The sequence below is a fragment of the Streptomyces odonnellii genome (assembly GCF_000981895.1).
Lineage (GTDB): Bacteria > Actinomycetota > Actinomycetes > Streptomycetales > Streptomycetaceae > Streptomyces > Streptomyces odonnellii.
The window spans coordinates 1-4,392 of sequence record NZ_LATD01000475.1 but is presented as its reverse complement, the minus strand read 5'-3'; the positions used below and the strand labels follow the sequence as shown (position 1 = coordinate 4,392).

The window sequence follows — 4,392 nt, the reverse complement described above, 5'->3', positions numbered from 1 at the left end:
GCCGGGGGGTTGGCCGGGTCGATACCGATCGCCGGGGCGACGATCTCCAGCTCCCGCAGCAGCCCTTGCGTGGAGCCCAACGGGCCGCCGCCCGCGAGGAGTTCATCGTTCGACAGGGGCGCGTCGTAGTCCACCGGGACATACGCGCCGGCGTGGTCGTAGTGCCAGACGAGATGCGACTGCTGGGCCGTCGACTCGAACATCTCCAGCAACTGCTCGTAATCCCCGCCCAGTTCGCCGACCGGCGTCACCGCGAGGCCGCAGAGCTGGAGCAGGTAGGCGCGGCGCAGGAAGTGCAGCGCGTCGTAGTCGAAGCCGGCGACCGGGGCGACATCGCCCGAGAGGCCCGGCATATAGGCGAAGACGGGGACGGACGGCAGCCCGGCGTCGCCGAGCGCCTTGTCGTACACGGCGATCTCTTCGGCGAAGGGATTGTCGGGGCTGTGGCACAGCACATCGACGAGGGGGACCAACCACAGGTCACAGGCCAAGGGAGGCTCGCTCTCCAACGGGTCGTACGCGTGCGCGCGATGGTCGGGACAGCGTAATGCGGCGGGCACGTTCAGCGAAGGGTCCCCGTCGGGGCGCGGTTGTGCGACCAGGCGGTTGACGCTCCGTCGGGTGGCCTCGGGAGCGCGCGGGTCGCCTTGGGGACGCCGTGCCGGCGCGCGTCATCCGTTACGGAGGGCTCCGGCCGCCGCGCTCGCTCCAGCGCTCGCTCTCGTACCCGTGGCCGTGCCTGTGCCTGTGCCCGTACCACCGGTCGGTGGCAGGTCCCAGATCCAGACGCCCCCGATCCGCTTCCCCGGGCGTCCGAGCAGCTTCTCCAGCATTTCGTACAGTGCCGCGTCATTGGCCTGGGGCGCGAGCACCACCACGCCCGCCCGCCAGAAGGCGAGGTCGTAGCGTGCCTGCGCCCGCCAGTTGGCGCCGATGACCGGGGCCTGGCCGCCGTAGCGGACATCGCGGAAGAGGTTCGAGGTGTAGCGGGCGGGGGCGCCGTAGATGCCGATGCGTTCCTCGCCCCAGGGCCCGTTGAAGTAGCCGCCGGGCACGGAGAATCCCAGGCCGGTCGCGGACTGCCAGTGCAGCGCCTCCGCGCTGCCGGGATCGGGCAGCGGTACGGGTACGACGGACTCGCCCTTCGTGACGTACGCGCGGTACATCCCGTCGGCGATGAACGGCGGCACGTCCGGGCGGTCGCGTACCGGCAGCGCGGTCGGCAGGATCGGGACCAGGGCCGCGGCCACCGCGGCGAGCCCGATGAGCCGGTGCCTGCGCCGGCGCGCGGCGGCGACCGGGTCCACTGGCGCACGTGTGCCCGCGCCGACGCCCGTATCGGCACCGGCACCCCGATCCCCGCCCGTATCGGCACCGGCACCCCGATCCGCGTCCGGACCGGCACCCGCATCCCGATCCGCGTCCGGACCGGTGCCGGCGCCGGCGTACGCCGTGGCCGCGAGGGCAGTCAGCCGGGCTGTCGCCAGGGCCAGCAGCGCGCCGAGCGCCGGGGCGCAGATCATCGCGACCCGCGATTCGATGACCGACTCGAAGAGCGGCTGGTGGGCGAGGGCCCGCCAGGGGCCCGTCAGTACGACGTCCGTGAAGGGGATACGGACCTTCGGCCCCATCGACAGCAGCGCCGCCGCGATCGCCGTGAACGCCAGCGCTCTGACCGCGGCCAGCCGCCACAGCCACACCACGATCCCGAAGGCGAGGGCGATCAACGGCCAGCCGTAGAAGGCGTTCTGCTCGGTACGGTTCATCGCGAGCGCGTCGGCCGTCGCCTCGTCGCCCAGCAGCGCGCGGCCCGAGAACTCCAGGAAGGCGAGCGGGCTGTTGCCCGCGTTGTCGCCGTGCAGGACGCTGTGGTAGCTCTGCGGGCCGAAGAACTGCCAGTACAGCGGGAACGCGAGCAGGGGCAGACAGACCTGGAGGGTGTAGCCGAGCCCGGTGAGCAGGGGGCGCAGGGCCACGCGTGCGACATCGCGCCGTACCACCGCGTACGCCAGCGCGAAGAGCAGCATGCCCATCGCGGCGAGCAGCAGCGGCTCCTCGCCGAGGAAGATCTGATACGTGACGAAGATACCGAGCAGCAGGCCGTCCCGCATGACGCGGCGTGCTTCGGCGTCCTCGCCCCTCGGGCCCCGGGCCTCGCAGAGCCGGAGCGCCCGGTCGATGATCACCGGGATCATGAAGAGGACGAGGAAGTTGGGGTGCGCGTTGGCGTGCGACATCATCGGGGGCGCGAACGCCGCGAGCCCCGCGCCGAGCGCCGCCGCACGCCGGTCGCGGACGAGCCGGCGCGCGAACAGCCAGTACCAGGAGTAGGCCGTGGCCGCCAGACCGAGGGTGAGCACGAGCGCCCAGGTGACGGTCGGGCCCAGCGCGAGCGTGACGGGCGTGAGGGGGACGGAGAGCCCGAGCATGGTGGTGTTCGCCATCAGGTTCACGCCGTCGGGGAAGTTCTGGAGCGTGGTGAACAGCGGGTTCCGCAGATGCACGACATTGTCGGCGGTGACCCGGAAGAACCACTCCCACTGGTTCTGGTCCGACCCGGCGTCGGCGAGATAGGCGTGGTCGAGATCGGCCCACAGGCCGTTGTAGAGGTAGAGGGACGCGAGCAGGAACAGCCCGGCGACGGCGAGATCGGTCCGGCGGGAGCGGGGAGCGCCGGCGGCGGGGGCGGTTGTACGGGGCGCGGTACGGGCGTCCGGGCCGTCTCCCGCGGTCGTACGGGCGTACACGCCAGCGCCACCCGATTCGCTCGGGCCTCCCGCCCGGAGCCGTACGAGTTCCAGCAGCACCCTGCCGTAGTCCAGCGGCCGTACCTTCGAGCCCGGCTGGTGCGCCCAGCGGACCGGGACCTCTGTCACCGGCCAGCCGGAGCGCCGGAAGAAGCGGAGGATCTCGACGTCGATGCTCCAGCCGTCCAGCCGGGACGCGGCGAAGGCCACCCGTGCCTGCTCGCCGTCGAAGAGCTTGAAGCCGCACTGGGTGTCGCTGATGCCGTCGACGGCGACGAGCTGTATCAGCCGGTTGCCGACGCGCCCGAGCCACTCGCGCAGGGCGAGCTGCCGTACCTCGATGCTCGCGTCGGGGTGGGCGCGCGAACCGATGGCCGCGCCCCCGCCGTCCGCCGTGAGCTGCTTGTCGAGCCGGTCCAGTTCATCGATGGGGGTGGCGAGATCGGCGTCGGTGACAAGGACACGACGGCCGTACGAAGCGAGGACGCCCTGCCGGAGGGCATGGCCCTTGCCGTGGTTGCCGTCGCTGGTCAGCACCTGGATCCGCGGCTCACCGGCCGCGGCCTCGGCGGCGATCGCCCCCGTACCGTCCGTGGAACCGTCGTCGACGACGATCAGCTCCCACACGCCCCAGCGGCCCGGGTCGGCGGTCAGATACGCGCGAATGGCATCGAGGGTGGGGCGCAAACGGGCCTCTTCGTTGTACGCCGGTACAACAACGCTGAGATCCACACGCCCGGAGTGCGCGCCGGGGGCGCCGCCCTGGTCGCCCCCGTCCGCGCCCGGCGCGGCCGTCCCGTCCGCCGGCTCCGATGCGTTCACGCCGTCCCCGCCCCCGTCTCCGCTCACCGCGGCGAACTCTCCAGTCTGTCGGCCCACTTGAGCGCGTGGTCGTCGTACTCCGCGATCACGGCGCGTACCCCGGCGGCGTCGCCGAGGGTCAGTGCGTCGACGAGCTGCTCATGCCCGTTCCACAGCCACTTTCCGCCTTCGGTCTCCTCGCGGAGGAAGGGGACGGAGAACACCCATGCCTGGACGCGCAGCCTGTGCAGGAAATCGGCGACATAGCGGTTGGCGACCAGCGCGCCCAGCTCACGCCAGAATCGCAGGTCGTAGCCGATCAGGATGTTCAGGTCGCCGCATCTCGCCGCGCGTGCGGCCTCCTCGGCCCGGCGCCGTACGGACACCAGCTCCGTACCGTGTGCCTGGGCCGCCGGCCGTTCGCCCTCCAGCCTGCCGAACACACCGTCCACGATCAGTGCGCGGGCCTCGACCATGCCGCGGAAGTCGTCGATCGAGAACCGGTGCACCCGGAAACCGCGGTGCTGGTCGGAGTCGAGCAGATCCTGTGCGGAGAGATCGACCAGGGCTTCCCTGACCGGGGTCGCCGAGACGCCGTACTGCTCGGCGATCTGCTTGACGGTGAACTCCTGCCCCGGCAGTAAACGCCCTGCCAGCACTTCGTCACGCAGCGCGTCCGCGATCTGCTGCCGCAAGGTGCTGCGGGTCACGGCTCCGCTGGCGGGCATGGTCTTTCGTTCCCCTCATCCGGCTCCCGACACCTTAAGGCAGCGGCGCGGCGCCCCTTCCTGCCCTCCCCGCTCTTCTTGCCCCTCTCTGTCCCTCCGCTCTCCTTGCCCCTCCC

3 protein-coding genes are annotated in these 4,392 nt (G+C 71.6%); all 3 read right to left on the bottom strand.

Annotated elements, in window-relative coordinates:
* The coding region (locus WH07_RS33385; RefSeq protein ID WP_046508477.1) for a hypothetical protein at positions 1-491 on the bottom strand (491 nt) is incomplete at its 3' end.
* A 180-nt stretch (positions 492-671) separates the two neighbouring features.
* A complete protein-coding gene (locus WH07_RS33380) occupies positions 672-3,479 on the bottom strand; it encodes a dolichyl-phosphate beta-glucosyltransferase (RefSeq protein WP_106409744.1) in 2,808 nt (935 codons plus the stop codon).
* A gap of 113 nt (positions 3,480-3,592) precedes the next feature.
* Positions 3,593-4,276: a GntR family transcriptional regulator gene (locus WH07_RS33375; protein ID WP_046508475.1), complete on the bottom strand. Its 684-nt coding sequence runs from the start codon at positions 4,274-4,276 to the stop codon at positions 3,593-3,595.
* Between the last annotated feature and the right edge of the window lie 116 nt (positions 4,277-4,392).